Source organism: Brochothrix thermosphacta DSM 20171 = FSL F6-1036 (assembly GCF_036884295.1).
Taxonomy (GTDB): Bacteria; Bacillota; Bacilli; order Lactobacillales; family Listeriaceae; genus Brochothrix; species Brochothrix thermosphacta.
The window spans coordinates 983,632-998,605 of record NZ_CP145608.1 but is presented as its reverse complement, the minus strand read 5'-3'; the positions used below and the strand labels follow the sequence as shown (position 1 = coordinate 998,605).

Genomic DNA, 14,974 nt, shown 5'->3' with positions numbered 1-14,974 from the left:
AGAAGTATTTACTTAGTATATCAAACTACTTTTATAAATAACAGAAAATTTAAACAATTAGTGTAAATTAATTTATATTGTCTCTCTAATCTATCAGCACGATACTTCTGTTCGCATTACTACATAAAACATCCTATTGTATTCTTATTATACCTTTATTTAGCAGAGAGTACATCAAATATTGTTAGCTTATCTAACCTTTAAGAAAAAATTCCTTATTTTTTGCCATAGCTTCAATTTGGATACAGGTTCTTTATTTATAACGGCGTGCAACTGTTGGTCAATAATAGTAAAAACCCCGTCACCTTCCATTTCAAAAAACGTCCCATCTCTAAAATAAATATCGGTGTGCTCATTTATTCCATAATTTTGAAACGTTGGAAAAGCCGTTGCTGTTTCTCGCAGATGCTTGCTTTCTTCCCATTGTTGATAGTGTGCAACTAACACCGTATTGTTGAGAAGTCCTAGCCCTTTTCGTTGTTTAAAAAGTCGTTCTTTATTATCCCTTGGTGATATTACACATTCACTTGGGCTAATTAAAGCACCTGCTGAAAATCCAGCAACTGGCACCCCTCGTTCATACGCATCTTTTATAGCCTTACCAATTGCTGTATCAACAATGTGCTTAGCGTAAACAAGTGTGTTACCTGCACCTATTATAATACCTGCACTGTTTTCTACTTCTGCTACTTTTGTTGTCCCTAAAGGTAACAAACAAAAATCATTATACCCCTTTTTCCTTAAGGTATTAATGTATTTTTTTGTGTATGTTTTATCTTTTTGTAAGTTTTTTTCTATATATAAAACAACCACTTTACCTGTGTGTTTTTTTGCAATTTTACGAAAACGTTCTGCAAGTTTATTTGTGAAAGGCGGACCTCCACCGAATAAAAATAAATTTGTTGTCATTATCAGTCACATCCTTCATTCTCATTCTTTGCTCTTGTTGCGACAAGTTCAACTTTTATACCGTTAGGATCTTCAAAATAAATCGCGTAATTTTCTGAACCTCCTGCGTACGGATGTTTATCCAAATAGAGTATACGACTCCCACGTTCTTCTAACTTCACTTTATAGTCGTCAACGTTAGCAGACGACTCAACATTAAACGCAAGATGATTTAAACCAATACGTTTTCGGTGATAGCCTGATTCTGTAAATTGCGATTCTGCTTGCACAAACACTAAATATTGACCTTTTAATTGCCAACTTATTCCTTTATCCCATTTTTGATAGGGCGTATAACCCAAACTTTCTAGCAACCAACCCCAAAAATTTTCTGATTCAGCTAAATCTGCCACATATATCTCAATATGATGTATAGCACCCTGTGTCATTATCGAATCACCTCATGTTATTCACTGTAAGAACGTTAAAAAATCATTATGACTTCATCTTATCAGTTTTTTTTACATCGATAAATGAATTGCACTTAAACAAAAATAAAAACACAAACTCACATTTAAAAACATGCGCTTGTGTTTTAGCTATTATTTTAATTATTAATTTTTACGACGCTTCTTAATGATAAAGTAAACAGCACCTGCAATAATGGCTAGGAGTACTATTCCTCCTGCAATTGTCCATCCCCAAGGGAATGGTTTTTCAATATCTACAGCTTCTTTATTCAATGATTCTGCTTCCTTTTTAATTTCAAAATCACGTGTAAATTCCCATTTTTCTTTGGTTTTATCTTCGGCTTTAACACTCACTGTGTATTTCCCCGGTTTTAATTCTTGGTTATCCCAAGGTATGGCAAAACCGAAATTAGTGTTAGGTGCCATCGCATAATTTTCTTTCTTAATCTCATGCAATACCGTTTTAGAATCTTTTTTTGTTACTTGAGCTTCAATTTTTAAATCCGAAATAATCGAAGCTGTTGGATTTTGAATAAACGCCTTCACAACTGTATGGTAGTTTTCTAAAGCTGGCTTAACATCAATCAATTTCAATTCCGGCTTAATTTTTTTGTTTGTTTCTGTCAATTTCAACCCAATAACATAGGCGAATTCATTTTTAATTTGTTGGCCTTGTTCTTTTTTTCTTCTGCTTTACTTTTCTCTTTAGACACATGAAAACCACCAAGTAAAATGCCATCAAAAGAGTGTTTAGGCATTGTAATTGTATAGGCTACTTTACGCGTTTCTTTTGCTTTTAATGTCACTGTTTTAGGGCCTTTTACATAATCTGCAATTTGGTATTTCATACTTTCATCTTGTTTTTTAAGGTTACGACTATAGTCAATAACGCCATTTGCATTAGTACTCGCAGTATGTATTTTCGTATTCAATGTTACCGTTTCAGTTGCATTGTTTTCAAATAATAACTCAACTTGTTGTGTTTCACCCGGCTTCATTTTCAAATCGTAGTATGTCACATTTTTATTTAATTGGTTTTCAGGTAAAATACTTTTAACACCGTAATCCATTGAGGCAGCTTCAGCTTTCAGGTTAAATCCCAGTAAAATCGTTAACACCATTATTGCATAAATCATTTTTTTCATCTTTGTACCTCCTTCTATTTTAAGAATAGTGAATCACCACTATTTGCGAACTTTCATAATTAAAAAAAGGGAGAAGAAGCAGAGGTCACATAACGTAACCCTGCTTCCCACTCTTTTATAGACCTACTGGTGCATCTGCTAATTGCCATTTCATTACTGCTGAATAGTCTACATTAGCTTTTGCTCCTGCGGGTACAGTTAATTTTATTTTTTCATTACTTCCCGCTTTGCCACTCAATACGTTGACCCATGTTCCACGACTACCACCGTTGCCAGCTTTCATCACTGTGAAACTATCGTTATTTTTAAAAGTAACCGCTTGTGCAATTGGCGCTGATGAGATATTACCAGCCAAAGACTTTACATTCCCCTTACCAAGCGTTAATTCTGCTCCAGTTAATTGAGAACGACCATCTGCTGATTCAAAGGGCGAAACGGCTGCCGTTAACACCCAACCGTTAGAAAGACCACGTTTGTCAGTTACTTGCATGTAGGGGTTTTCATTAACCGCATAATATTCTTTTTTACCCAATGCTTGTTCACCAAATTTGAAATTCGACAGAAAATCAATTGTTAGTGTTCCTGATTGACCTGTCCCAGGATTAGTAGGGTCGATTGGATCAGGCTTAGGTTTTTCACCTGGATTGATTGGGTTAATTGGTGCCGTTGGACCAGTTGATCCCGGAAGAAAACGAATAATCATTTCTGATGGTGCTGAAACAGTGGTTTCATTTGCACTAACACTAGGTATCGTCATTAGTGGAAGACCAATCAGAACGACCAAACTACTCGCAATTCTTTTATTAAAACGTTCCATTACATCCACTCCAATCTACACTTATTTTGGTGCATTTGCCAAAGTGTAAGTCATTGTTGCTGAGTAATCGCCTGCAAGGTTACCTGATCCAACAGATAATTTAACATCACCTGGTGTGATAACGTTTGCCCATGAACCTAAACCAGCGTTTTCATCAGCTTTGAAGATTGTTGCACTTTCACCATTTGCTTTTAAATCTGCCGCTAATGTCACAGCTTCTGGTGATACGTTACCTTCTGTTGTTGTCGCTTTTCCTGCTGGAAGTGTGATTGACACACCTTTAAGTTCTTGAGTCTTATCTTCAGCATCTGTAAATTCACTTAATGACGCTGTTAATGACCAACCTTCACCTGATGCACGACGGTCACTGATTTGAACAGATGCTTTTGCGTTTGTTGCAGCTGTTACTGTTGGTTTTTCACCAATTTCAACTGAACCAAAATCAAAGTGTGGCACATAGTCAATTGTCAATGGACCTGTTTGTCCTGTTTCACCTGGGTCTACGCCTGGGTTTTCTGGATCAACTGGTAAAGTTGGATCGATAATTTCTGGTGGTGTTTCGCCGTTGCTACCTGATAAGATAACGCTTGCTGAACCTGTTTCTGCTTTTGGTGCTGTTTCGTCAGCAGATACGATTCCGCTTCCTGTAATCATTAATGCCGTTGCCAAACCTGTTACTGCCAAAGTTTTAGTTAATTTCATGTTACTCTTCCTCCTAGTTGTTTTAAGTAGTATCTATGTGGTCTATCTGTGTTGCCTAATTAACTTTGTGGTGCTGCGGCCAATACATAACTAATTGTGGCAGTGTATTTACCAGCGTTATTACCGTTAGGTACTTTCAAAGTAACACCTGAGGCACTGACGGTATTTAACCATGTACCCAAACCTTGATCTCTTCGTCCAGCAAATAAAGTGTGTTCTTCGTCGTTAAGGACAACATTTTTAGCCGCTGTGGGTTTTTCTGAAGCTGAACCACTCGGTGACGTCACTTCCCCTTGAGCAATTGTCAACACTGAACCACGTAACTCGACGCTTGTATCATTTTCTTTAACAAATTTTGTTATTTTAGCGTTTAAGGCCCAACCTTCACCTGTTCCACGCGTATCACTCACTTTCATGAGAAGTGGATTGATTGCAGTGTATGTTTCTTCTTTGTCTGAAAGTGTTTTTTCGCCAAATTCAATTGCAGAAATTTCATCGATTGTGGCCGCACCCGATTCACCACCCTCAGATGCTTTTAATGTAAAGGATGCCGTACTTGTTGTATCTGCAAAAGCAATATTACTCGCTGATAAGAGAATGGCTGAAGCCATTCCTAATGTAGCCAAAGGTTTTACTAATTTCATTTAAATTTCCTCCTTTTTATTTGTAACTACTCTGATTTGCCTTATTCTAACGGCAAATACCATCACGCATACAAGCCCCATCAATAAGATAAAACCCTGTGTTTGTTCACCTGTCACTGGTAACTTACCTCCGTTATCAGACTTGTTAACATTACCAGTTCCTTTACCGTTATCAGATCCAGTACCATTGCTAGTTCCCTTATCAGTTCCGTTATCTTTACCTTCATTCGTAAAGCGAATAGAAATACTACTTTTGCTTTCTGCAGCTTTAACATAAGCAACATTCATCAACATCGGAATTAACATTACTGCCACTAACAAAACACCTAACACTTTTTTCATCATCGTATCCATCAAACGCACCTCCTTTGTTATTACTCTTACAGGTATTTAGGGTGTCTCTGAAAATGTCCACGTTATTATCCCAGTATAATTTCCACTACGGATTCCATCCGGAATAGTTAATTTAAAACTGTCTTGTAGTTGATCTACCGTTAGCGTTTCTTCTTTACCGCCTGATTTACCTTCTATAATCAAAGTATTATTAGATATATCACTTACTGTTGCACCGCTAATTGGTGAAGTGTACGTAAATCCTTCTACAAATCCAATGTGGTCATCCTCGTTTTTAAAAGGCGTTTTCATTTGTGCATATAATTTCCACGTTTGATTTTTTTCACGGAAATCTGAAACTATCAATGGCTTATCCACCGTTATTTTTGCAGTTTGAGGTAATTGATCTATTGTATAATCCCCGAAACTGAAGTTCGGAATCGACATCATTTCTAGTTTTCCAACTAAGAAAACATTACTAGCAATAGTTCCGACATCAATATCTGAATCAGCATTTAATGAATCTGTCGCTACTACTTGTATGGTATTTTTACCTTCGACTAAATCAGTTCCTTTAATTTCAAAGGGAACTTTAACTGCTTCTTTTTGTTTACCTTTTACAGTTCCAAATTTTTTATAAGGAGCACTATTTAATCTATAGAAAACATCAACAGAGTCACTGTCAACATCACTGACATTGGCATAAGTTTCAATTACTTCTGAACGACCAATCTCAAATGACTTGTAGGCATCAGGCCAACGTATAACAGGTTTTTTATTTGCAGCGATTTTATAAGTTGGTTTTGTTTCTAAATTTTTAATTAAATTCTTACCAACAACATCATATGTATTTGTAACAGTGGTCTCTGTTTTTACATTTTTGGGACGTGTTTCATAGGTAACATCTGTGAAATACTTTATACCATTCAGATCAGGAACTGTAGTTTTTAGTGTTAATTGCCCGTCAGCACCTACTATCCAATCATCATCTGAAATCTTAGCATCTCGATTACCAGCACTAATATATTTTGTAGTATTTGGTACCAATTCTTCATTTACATCTAAAGGTATTTGCACTTGTGGTTTTACCCACCCTTGTTTACCATCTGTATAATGTAATGATGCTATATGCTTCACGCGTTGATTAGGTTCAACAACTGTACCGTTAGGTAAATCACTCCAACCCAAACCGTCACCTGTAGCTACCTCAGCAGACATCGAAATTTTCGCATTAACCAAACCTGGCAACTCTACAAAACGCACTTTTTGATTTAAACTTTTTTGACCTGTCGCACCTGTAAATCCCCAATATAAATCATTGGCTCCTCCGAAATCTGCGTTAGAAGTTATGGCTTTGACCGGCGGAAGGTTATCAAATTGATAGGTTAATTGATTTAACGATAATTCATAGCTAATGTCTAAATAATGCCACTTATTATCAACAAATTTCTTTGATTGCAAGTTATTATGGATTATCTTAACTGATTTAGTAGCTCCTATACCTAAAACGCCACCATGGCTATTCTCGATATATGTTGCTGGTTTTGAAGGATAGTTATACGCAATATGGTTGGCTTCTTTTGAAAAATCCCCGCCGTAATCAAAGTTTGATCCATCAGCAGTTTTATAATCTTGGTTTGCAAATGCATCAAATTCAATTGCAAATGAATTTGCTATTGCATTCGCTCCTTTATTCGACACAGTATCTTTCCCATACACACCTAAACGCTGACCTTTAGCTTCTGCTAAAATCTGTTTTGCATATTTAGGATCACTATGTATAACGAAGGCCATTCCGTCTCCAGCATTCGAAGGATCAGAGCTGCCGAAGTACAAAGCAAAACGCGCATGGTAGTCTTCTGTTAATTTAATTCTATAATCATCGGTTGAAAATATTGCGCCGACTTGATTAAGGCTATTATCAGTTACAACCACTGACTGACCAACACCTTCATCAATAATCCTACTTGTACCTCCAGAAGCTGCTTCAAAAATATTTGTCAAATCCAGAGCATCCGGTGCTATTGCGCTAGGCTCAGGCAGCGTCAATGCCGACGTCATTGTCGGTGCCATTGTAAACCCCACGCCCATAATCGCTAATGCTAACAAACCGTTAATTTTCTTTCGTGTGTCTTTCAAATTGATAGTCTCCCCTCGTTATTATATTGAATATTTACTACACTCTTAACCACGGTTCTTGCCTACTTGTATAACTATATAATATTTGTTATGTCTGCGTGTCCCATTCTAAGAGCAACATACAACTGTATTTGGAATCTGTGGTTAAGCCCTATATATAAAGCATTTCAACTAAAAACAGTGATTATTACTCAATAAAACATTGTTAAAAATGTCAATAAATTACAATACATAGTAAATTTAGCACTCATAACAGGATGAAGGTTTCAAAACATGTTGTTCAAAAATATATATTTGAATGGTCTTTTTCATTTTATCCATCTAATAATGTAATTTTTGATATTCAATACTGTTAAAAAGCGTAATTTTTAGCTTTATAGGGGTATTAATTATATTTTTTCACTATAATTTTTGTGTGAGTTTATTAAAATAAATCACTAACAAAAAGCAACTGCCTAGATAACTTTAAACTGAATTAGTTGAATAGCACTCTCGTAATCAAAAAAATCACATTACTAGCAACAAAAAAAGCCACACAAAGTGTGACATCCTTGATAATAAATTTTGAAAACTTAGTCGAATGGAGCTCAAATAGGCTGATGCTCTCAAAAGATTAATATAAGAAGTGGTACTCTTAAGGACTCCTACTCTCATGACATTAACATAAGGTGTGGTACTCTTAAGGACTCCTACTCTCATGACATTAACATAAGATGTGGTACTCTTAAGGACTCCTACTCTCATGACATTAACATAAGGTGTGGTACTCTTAAGGACTCCTACTCTCATGACATTAACATAAGGTGTGATACTCTTAAGGACTCCTACTCTCATGACATTAACATAAGGTGTGATACTCTTAAGGACTCCTACTCTCATGACATTAACATAAGGTGTGGTACTCAATTCATTGAAGGTTTGGTACTCAATTGCTATCGCAATTTCCGTCCCATACTACTCTCGTAAAGCGAATAAATTCGCTACGATAGTAGCACAAAAAAACACCCTCTCAGCAAAACTTTTTTCAAAGTAATGTACTGATAGGATGTTTTTATATCTTTTTATTAGTTTAAAAGTTTACGATTAGATGAGGTAATCGCTGTCAGACATTGATTCTACTTGTCCAAGTAAATAACCATTTCCCACTTGTGAGAAGAAATCATGGTTGTTTGTTCCAGTAGATAATCCATTCATAACGATTGGGCTCACATCATCGGCAGTATCTGGGAAAAGTGGGCTGAAGCCCATATTAGCCAAGGCTTTATTTGCATTGTAGCGCAAGAAGACCTTAACGTCTTCTGTCCAACCAACTGCATCATATAAAGATTCAGTGTACTTCACTTCATTTTCATAAAGTTCATAAAGGAAAGCATAAACCCAACCTTTTAATTTTTCTTGCTCTGCTTCGCTTGTTTCATTAAATGTTAACTGGAATTTATAACCTATGTAAGTTCCATGAACACTTTCATCACGAATGATAAGTTTAATAACCTCCGCTACGTTAGGTAGCTTGTTGTTACCTAAGAAGTAAAGCGGCGTATAAAAACCAGAATAGAATAAGAAGCTTTCAAGAAAAACGCTGGCAACTTTCGCTTCAAGAGCAGTACCATTTTGATACACTTCATTGATCATCAATGCTTTTTTCTGTAAGAATTCATTGGTATTTGTCCATGAGAAAATTTCATTGATTTCTTTTGGTGTATTAAGTGTACTGAAAATCGATGAATAACTTTTTGCGTGAACAGACTCCATAAATTGAATATTATTATATACTGCTTCTTCATGAGGTGTACGTACAGATTCACGTAATGATGCCATACCATCTTGTGATTGTAATGTATCCAATAATGTTAAACCACCGAACACACGCTCAACAAGATGTTTTTCAACATCAGAAAGTGAACGCCAGTCATCTAAATCATTTGAAATAGGGATTCGTGTATCTAACCAAAATTGCTCAGTTAATTTCTCCCATGTTTTTTTATCAAGAACATCTTCAATCTCGTTCCAGTTAATTGCTGTATATGCTTTATTGTTAGTAGTCACTGGTATTACCCCTTCCTTCTCACATGCGCTTGCTTTAGATTGAGCAGCTTTCACAATCGTTGCTTCCCACTTCTTCAGCATCGTCAGTATATGTTCTAATGTAGTAAAGCGATTTAATACCTTGGCGATGTGCGTAGTGACGTAGGATTGTTAAGTCACGTGTTGTTTGTTTCTCAGATTTTTTCCATTCATAAATCTCAGTCGACATTGTCGAACGCATGAACAACGTTAAACTCATACCTTGATCGATATGTTGTTGTGCTGCTGCATAAACATCAATCACTCGACGCATATCCATATCATAAGCAGATGTATAATAAGGAATCGTTTCATCCGAAAGATAAGGCGCTGGGTAATAAGTTTTACCTGTTTTTTTCTCTTGGCGTTCTTCGATACGTTGCGTGATTGGGTGCAATGATGCACTTGTTTCATTCACATATGAAATAGAGCCGTTAGGAGCTACTGCAAGACGGTTTTGGTTGTATAAACCAGTTGCCATAATTTCAGTACGTAAGGCAGCCCAATCTTCAGGCGTTGGAACAAAGATATCTTTAAAGATGTCTTTTACCTTATCTGTTTCTGGCGCCCATGTTTTATCTGTATATTTATCAAAGTATGAACCATCAGCATATTTAGATTTTTCAAATCCATCAAAAGTTTCATTACGATTTTTAGCAATGTTATTACTTTCAACTAATGTCCAATAATTTAATAACAAGAAGTAGATATTGGTAAAATCAAGTGATTCTTCTGAACCATATGACATTTTATTCATCGCAAGATACGTGTGTAATCCCATTGCACCTAAACCAATTGTATGTGCTAAATCATTACCTTTTTTGATTGAAGGTACTGCTTCAATTGATGATGAATCAGTAACAAATGTTAAGGCACGTGTCATTGTTCGAACAGACTTACCAAAGTCTGGCGAAGCCATTAAGTTAACAATATTTGAAGATCCGAGGTTACAGCTAATATCTGTTCCCATTTCTTCGTACGTTTGATCATCATTAATGATTGATGGTTTTTGTACTTGTAAAATTTCTGAACAAAGGTTACTCATAACAATTTTACCATCAACAGGGTTTTCCTTATTAACAGTATCGATGTTAATAACATACGGATAACCTGATTCTTGTTGTAATTTAGAGATTTCTGTCTCTAACTCACGTGCGCGAATTTTTGATTTTTGAATGTCAGGGTTGTTAACCATTGCCTCATATTCTGCTGTGATATCAACGTATGAAAATGGTTTTCCATATACACGCTCAACATCATAAGGACTGAAAAGATACATAAAATCATCATTTTTAGCCAAGTCATAAAATTTATCTGGAACAACTAGCCCAAGTGAAAGTGTTTTAACACGGATTTTTTCATCCGCATTTTCTTTTTTAGTTGCTAAGAAAGATACGACATCAGGATGGAAGACACTTAGGTATACAGCACCTGCTCCTTGACGTTGACCAAGTTGATTACTATAACTAAAGCAATCTTCAAGAATCTTCATAACAGGAACGACACCGCTTGCGGCACCTTCGTAACCCTTGATTGGATCACCAGCTGCACGTAGGTTAGAAAGAGATACTCCAACACCACCACCAATACGTGACAATTGTAATGCTGAGTTAACAATACGCCCAATACTGTTCATATCATCGGTTGCTTGAATCAAGAAACACGAAACAAGTTCTCCTCGGCGTTTACGTCCTGCATTAAGGAATGAAGGCGTTGCTGGTTGATAACGTTGATGAATCATTTCGTCAACTAAATCAAGCGCTAATTCTTCATCACCATTTGCAAAGTATAAAGCATTAAATGATACTCGGTCTTCATAACGTTCTAAATAACGCTCACCATCATTCATTTTTAAAGCATACTGTGTATAAAATTTATGCGCTCCCATGAACGAGCGGAAACGGAATTTTTTTGCATAGGCTTTTTGGAAAACTTTTTTCACAAATTCACCTGAATAAAGTTCAATAAATTCACGTTCAATATAATCATTATTAATTAAATAATGTAATTTTTCTTGTAATGAGTGGAAAAAAACAGTGTTTGGATTAACGTGCTCTAAAAAATAGGCATGAACTGCTTCACGATCTTTGTTTAAAGGAATCTTACCATCAACAGGTCGATTCAATTCATTGTTAAGCTTAAAATATGTTATTTCTTTTGGTTTACTCTGTAAACGAGGTGTTTCCAATCGACTCAACCCCTTTAATAAATTTTTCAACGTCCGTTTCAGTACCGCTAAATTCAAATTCAGCGATAATCGGTACATTGTATTTCTTAGCAATATCCCTCGCAGTGAAGACAAATAAATCCGCAAAGTTGATATTACCACTTCCTGCTACTCCCTTAAAAAAGTGACCATTATTTTTGTAATCGATAAAATCATCGATAATACTTGTCATTTCATAATCATAAGTAGGTGCAACAACAACAAAATCCGTTGTCATTTCTTTAGATGGAAAAGCTGTCGATAATTCATAGCTTTCAAATTGTAGTTTATTGACAAATCGCCTTGACTGACCAGTCAAAGTCATATAAACAACAATCATTCTAATCAGCTAATCCTTTTAATTTATCTGGAGCAAAGCCAACAATCGGATCAAAGCCATCTTTAAAAGTAACTGGTGTACTGCTGTAACCACTATCTTTCAAGAATGCTAAAGCTTTTTCATCATCCATCACATTGCGTATCTCGAAATCAATACCTTCACCTGCTAATAATGTTTTCGTCATATCACATTGTGGACACCCGTATTTCGTATATACAATTGTTTTACTCACGTTCTGCTCCTCCTTCGTTACAAAAAAAGAAAAGACCTTCCCGCAGCTCGTTTGATAACCTAAAACGACAGGAACGCTTTCTTTCACATAACATCATATTGTGTACAAAAACTATTCTATCATATCATAAACACAAAATGTAGTGTTATGTCTTCTCAAAAAAACACTTGACAAGAAGAAGTCAATTACCACGCATGTTTGCACAATTAAAATATTTTTATAGAATTTTTTTTGAAAATTTATTTTAGTTTATAGACATCTTTGTATCGTTTTGTCAAGAAGTCAATGAGGTATTTTGGATTTAATTTTTCCCCTGTTGCATCAACCATAATAGCTAATGGTTCTTTTGCTTTACCGAATTGATGGACGTTTTCTGTCAACCAGTTTTTAATAGCTGTATAGTCTCCTGTAGCAACAGTTGCCTCAATATCAATCGTTTGACGCATTGCGACTTCTAACTGTGCAGCATTAAGCAAACCAAGCAAATAAGAAGGGAAATAGCCAAAATCGCCACCCGCCCAATGAATATCTTGTAAAATGCCTTCTAAATCGTTTTTTGGCTCGATACCGAGGTACTCTTTATACTTAGCCTTCCAAACTGTTGGAAGCTCTTTAACATCCAAATCATCGTTAAATATCGCTTTTTCAATTTCATAGCGGATAATAATATGCAATGCATAGGTTAATATGTCAGCTTCAATACGAACGAGTGACGGTTCAGTCACATTTAACGCTTCATAGAATGACTCAAAAGAAACATCATCGAACGATGGTGCAGCATAGTGTTGGAAACGCGCATAATTATCTTCCCAAAAAGCGCGGCTTGAACCTAAGATAATTTCATAAAAGAGTGATTGTGATTCGTGAATCCCCATCGATACAGCTTCAGATAATGGTGTTCCATCATATTCCGGCGCGATATTTTGTTCATAAATGGCATGACCGCCTTCATGAATCAAGCCAAGCACAGCCATTTTAAAATTCATTTCATCGTAACGCGTTGTAATTCGCACATCGCCTTGATTCATTGTAATCGCAAAAGGATGAATGGTGTCATCGATACGCCCCGCTTCAAAATCAAAACCCATTTTAGTCAATATTTCACGGCTAAACGCAATTTGTTTATCCTTGGCAAATGAACGTTCCAGCAAATTAGACTTAGGCTGATGTGGCGCAGCTTGCGTTTGTTTAAGTAAAGCAATCACTGCTTCACGAACCTCTGCAAAAACCTCGTCAAGGATGGCTACGGTCATTCCTGGTTCGAATTGATCTAGTAGTGTATCATAGGCGGTTGCTTTTTTGCCCCAATAACCAATGAATTTTTTCTTGTACGCAATAATTTCTTCTAGATGTGGTTGGAAAATCTTATAATCTGACTGGTCGCGTGCTTCTGACCAAGCAGCTTCTGCTTTTGATTGCAAAACAGCATATGCTGCATATTCATCAGCAGGGATCGCTTCAAATAACGCGGCCTTTTTAGACATCTCAATTACTAGCGCTTGAACTAATGGCTCTACTTCATCTTGCACTGTCTTTAAAAACGTTAAGTTTTTCATAAATTCAGGAGCAGTAGATAAACGAAAAATCTCTGCTGATAAAAGACCAACAACTTCAGAACGCTGTTGCGTTCCTTTGGGAGGAATCCCTGTACGCATATCCCAATAGACAAGCGCTAAAGCTTCTTCATATGATTTAATGGTCTGACATTGTTTAGTAAAATTGATACTTACCGTTTTTATTTCCGTCATCCTACTCACTCCTTGAAATTATATTTTATGCATCTCTTTGTGGACGTTTAGGGCGTGGGCCCCAGAATTGATAATAGTCAGTACGTAAAAAACCATTATACAATTTGCGTTTTTTGGTTGCGCGTTTGCCAAAAGCAATTTCAAAATCTTCATACGAAGTTAATACATAGAAAGACCAATTAGTTAATTGTTTAAACGACGCTCCCATATCACGGTATATTTCAATAATACCTGGTTCATCTGACAAACGTTCACCATAAGGCGGGTTGGTTGCAATAACACCATAAGCTTCTGCATCGTCTGAAAAATCACGCACTTGCATTTGTTTAAAGTCGATAATATCTCCTAAACCGGCTTCAATTGCATTTTGTGTTGCGACTTTAATCATTTGATGATCAATATCGCGACCTTTGATATTCAAGACCTGATCATAGTTTGCAGCTTCTTCTGCTTCAAGTCGAGCTTTTTCAAAGACAGATTTAGGCATCCAATCCCATGCTTCACAAGCAAATTCACGATTAAACCCTGGTGCGATGTTTTGTCCAATTAAAGCTGCTTCAATAGCTAATGTTCCTGAACCACAAAGCGGGTCAACGAATGGGCGGTCTGGGTGCCAGTTAGTAAGCAATACTAACGCTGCTGCCATTGTTTCTTTCAACGGTGCGCCACCTTGCGCCACACGATACCCACGTTTATGCAAGCCAGCACCTGAAGTATCGAGCGTCAATGTTACTTCATCTTTTAAAATTGCCACTTCTAATTTAAAAAGCGATCCCGTTTCAGTAAGACGTGATGAGCGATGATACACAGTACTCAAGCGATCAACAATTGCTTTTTTAGTAATTGCTTGGCAATCTGGGACACTATAAAGTGTTGATTTGACACTTTTACCCGCAACTGGAAAAGCGGCATCAAGCGGCAAATAATCTTCCCATGGTAATGCTTTTGTTTGTTCAAATAATTCATCAAATGTTGTTGCTTTAAACGTTCCAATAATAATCTTCACACGATCGGCTACACGTAACCATAAATTGGCTTTCGCGATTGTATGCTCATCCCCTGAAAAATAAACCTTCCCGTTCTCAACCTTATGTTCAATACCTAAATGACGCATTTCTTGCCCAACTACAGCTTCTAAACCCGATGCTGCTGTGGCAACTAACTGATATTTTTTCGACATGTATTTTCCCACTTTCTTCTCTTTTATCTCTATTTTAACCCGTCACAGATAAAAATCCACTTCGGT

General features: G+C 36.4%; 15 protein-coding genes. All 15 read right to left on the bottom strand.

Annotated elements, in window-relative coordinates:
- Window positions 1-189: 189 nt before the first annotated feature.
- The 15 genes from V6S17_RS05170 to V6S17_RS05100 all read right to left on the bottom strand — a co-directional run bounded on the left by V6S17_RS05170 (window position 190) and on the right by V6S17_RS05100 (window position 14,908).
- On the bottom strand, window positions 190-909 hold the full coding sequence (locus V6S17_RS05170; RefSeq protein WP_051536022.1) for a Type 1 glutamine amidotransferase-like domain-containing protein: 720 nt from the start codon (window positions 907-909) through the stop codon (window positions 190-192).
- A gap of 2 nt (window positions 910-911) precedes the next feature.
- A complete protein-coding gene (locus V6S17_RS05165; protein WP_029092592.1) occupies window positions 912-1,337 on the bottom strand; it encodes a VOC family protein in 426 nt (141 codons plus the stop codon).
- A gap of 165 nt (window positions 1,338-1,502) precedes the next feature.
- Window positions 1,503-1,985: a DUF3324 domain-containing protein gene (locus V6S17_RS05160; RefSeq protein ID WP_051536023.1), complete on the bottom strand. Its 483-nt coding sequence runs from the start codon at window positions 1,983-1,985 to the stop codon at window positions 1,503-1,505.
- A 2-nt stretch (window positions 1,986-1,987) separates the two neighbouring features.
- A complete protein-coding gene (locus V6S17_RS05155) occupies window positions 1,988-2,503 on the bottom strand; it encodes a DUF916 domain-containing protein (RefSeq protein ID WP_051536024.1) in 516 nt (171 codons plus the stop codon).
- A gap of 115 nt (window positions 2,504-2,618) precedes the next feature.
- A complete protein-coding gene (locus tag V6S17_RS05150) occupies window positions 2,619-3,320 on the bottom strand; it encodes a WxL domain-containing protein (protein ID WP_051457260.1) in 702 nt (233 codons plus the stop codon).
- A 21-nt stretch (window positions 3,321-3,341) separates the two neighbouring features.
- Window positions 3,342-4,022 carry a WxL domain-containing protein gene (locus V6S17_RS05145; protein WP_036027752.1) on the bottom strand — a complete coding sequence of 227 codons (681 nt, stop codon included), beginning with the start codon at window positions 4,020-4,022 and terminating at the stop codon, window positions 3,342-3,344.
- 59 nt (window positions 4,023-4,081) lie between these two features.
- Window positions 4,082-4,666: a WxL domain-containing protein gene (locus V6S17_RS05140; protein ID WP_029092594.1), complete on the bottom strand. Its 585-nt coding sequence runs from the start codon at window positions 4,664-4,666 to the stop codon at window positions 4,082-4,084.
- Window positions 4,667-5,020, bottom strand: a complete 354-nt coding sequence (locus tag V6S17_RS05135; RefSeq protein ID WP_029092595.1) for an LPXTG cell wall anchor domain-containing protein — start codon at window positions 5,018-5,020, stop codon at window positions 4,667-4,669. It lies immediately after the preceding gene.
- A gap of 36 nt (window positions 5,021-5,056) precedes the next feature.
- Window positions 5,057-7,138, bottom strand: coding sequence for an L-type lectin-domain containing protein (locus V6S17_RS05130; RefSeq protein ID WP_029092596.1), 2,082 nt, complete (start codon window positions 7,136-7,138; stop codon window positions 5,057-5,059).
- 1,083 nt (window positions 7,139-8,221) lie between these two features.
- On the bottom strand, window positions 8,222-9,265 hold the full coding sequence (nrdF, locus tag V6S17_RS05125) for a class 1b ribonucleoside-diphosphate reductase subunit beta (protein WP_080712978.1): 1,044 nt from the start codon (window positions 9,263-9,265) through the stop codon (window positions 8,222-8,224).
- Window positions 9,219-11,390, bottom strand: a complete 2,172-nt coding sequence (gene nrdE / locus V6S17_RS05120; protein ID WP_036027755.1) for a class 1b ribonucleoside-diphosphate reductase subunit alpha — start codon at window positions 11,388-11,390, stop codon at window positions 9,219-9,221. The genes nrdF and nrdE overlap by 47 nt, the downstream gene beginning before the upstream one ends.
- Window positions 11,365-11,748, bottom strand: coding sequence for a class Ib ribonucleoside-diphosphate reductase assembly flavoprotein NrdI (gene nrdI / locus V6S17_RS05115; protein ID WP_029092599.1), 384 nt, complete (start codon window positions 11,746-11,748; stop codon window positions 11,365-11,367). The genes nrdE and nrdI overlap by 26 nt, the downstream gene beginning before the upstream one ends.
- A 1-nt stretch (window position 11,749) precedes the next feature.
- The gene (locus V6S17_RS05110; protein ID WP_029092600.1) at window positions 11,750-11,980 is read right to left on the bottom strand and encodes a glutaredoxin family protein; all 231 of its coding nucleotides are present in this window, start codon (window positions 11,978-11,980) and stop codon (window positions 11,750-11,752) included.
- A 239-nt stretch (window positions 11,981-12,219) separates the two neighbouring features.
- Window positions 12,220-13,728: a carboxypeptidase M32 gene (locus tag V6S17_RS05105; protein ID WP_029092601.1), complete on the bottom strand. Its 1,509-nt coding sequence runs from the start codon at window positions 13,726-13,728 to the stop codon at window positions 12,220-12,222.
- A gap of 25 nt (window positions 13,729-13,753) precedes the next feature.
- Window positions 13,754-14,908, bottom strand: coding sequence for a THUMP domain-containing class I SAM-dependent RNA methyltransferase (locus V6S17_RS05100; protein WP_036027758.1), 1,155 nt, complete (start codon window positions 14,906-14,908; stop codon window positions 13,754-13,756).
- Window positions 14,909-14,974: the final 66 nt, after the last annotated feature.

Excerpts from the sequence above, each read along its gene's own strand:
- V6S17_RS05170 (WP_051536022.1), bottom strand. The coding sequence starts at position 909 with ATGACAACAAATTTATTTTTATTCGGTGGAGGTCCGCCTTTCACAAAT.
- V6S17_RS05165 (WP_029092592.1), bottom strand. The coding sequence starts at position 1,337 with ATGACACAGGGTGCTATACATCATATTGAGATATATGTGGCAGATTTA.
- V6S17_RS05155 (WP_051536024.1), bottom strand. The coding sequence starts at position 2,503 with ATGAAAAAAATGATTTATGCAATAATGGTGTTAACGATTTTACTGGGA.
- V6S17_RS05150 (WP_051457260.1), bottom strand. The coding sequence starts at position 3,320 with ATGGAACGTTTTAATAAAAGAATTGCGAGTAGTTTGGTCGTTCTGATT.
- V6S17_RS05145 (WP_036027752.1), bottom strand. The coding sequence starts at position 4,022 with ATGAAATTAACTAAAACTTTGGCAGTAACAGGTTTGGCAACGGCATTA.
- V6S17_RS05140 (WP_029092594.1), bottom strand. The coding sequence starts at position 4,666 with ATGAAATTAGTAAAACCTTTGGCTACATTAGGAATGGCTTCAGCCATT.
- V6S17_RS05135 (WP_029092595.1), bottom strand. The coding sequence starts at position 5,020 with ATGGATACGATGATGAAAAAAGTGTTAGGTGTTTTGTTAGTGGCAGTA.
- nrdF (WP_080712978.1), bottom strand. The coding sequence starts at position 9,265 with ATGCTGAAGAAGTGGGAAGCAACGATTGTGAAAGCTGCTCAATCTAAA.
- nrdI (WP_029092599.1), bottom strand. The coding sequence starts at position 11,748 with ATGATTGTTGTTTATATGACTTTGACTGGTCAGTCAAGGCGATTTGTC.
- V6S17_RS05105 (WP_029092601.1), bottom strand. The coding sequence starts at position 13,728 with ATGACGGAAATAAAAACGGTAAGTATCAATTTTACTAAACAATGTCAG.
- V6S17_RS05100 (WP_036027758.1), bottom strand. The coding sequence starts at position 14,908 with ATGTCGAAAAAATATCAGTTAGTTGCCACAGCAGCATCGGGTTTAGAA.